Annotated in this window: 1 pseudogene; it reads right to left on the bottom strand. The window is 43.8% G+C overall.

The features are described 5' to 3' along the window. Positions 1–208 (bottom strand): annotated as a pseudogene (locus NRL14_RS21050) (IS3 family transposase); the annotation flags it as partial.

Here is a 208-nt window from a genome sequence, read left to right as displayed (position 1 = left end):
ATAACCACGGCTAAATAAGCCCAGCGATTGCCTGTCCAAATATACGTCACATCACCGCACCACACGGTATCCGGCTCAACAACATCAAACGGTCTATCAAGCAGATTTGGGATTTCAAGGTGTTCATTACCACCACGTTTATATGAATGTTGAGGTACTTGGCAGCTTTCGAGCTTTAATTTAACCATTAGCTTAGCTGCACGATAAC

It is taken from the genome of Pseudoalteromonas sp. 20-92, from assembly GCF_030847595.1.
Taxonomy (GTDB): domain Bacteria; phylum Pseudomonadota; class Gammaproteobacteria; order Enterobacterales; family Alteromonadaceae; genus Pseudoalteromonas; species Pseudoalteromonas fuliginea.
Note: the sequence above shows the minus strand (reverse complement) of the source record. Positions and strands in the feature narration are given on the sequence as shown.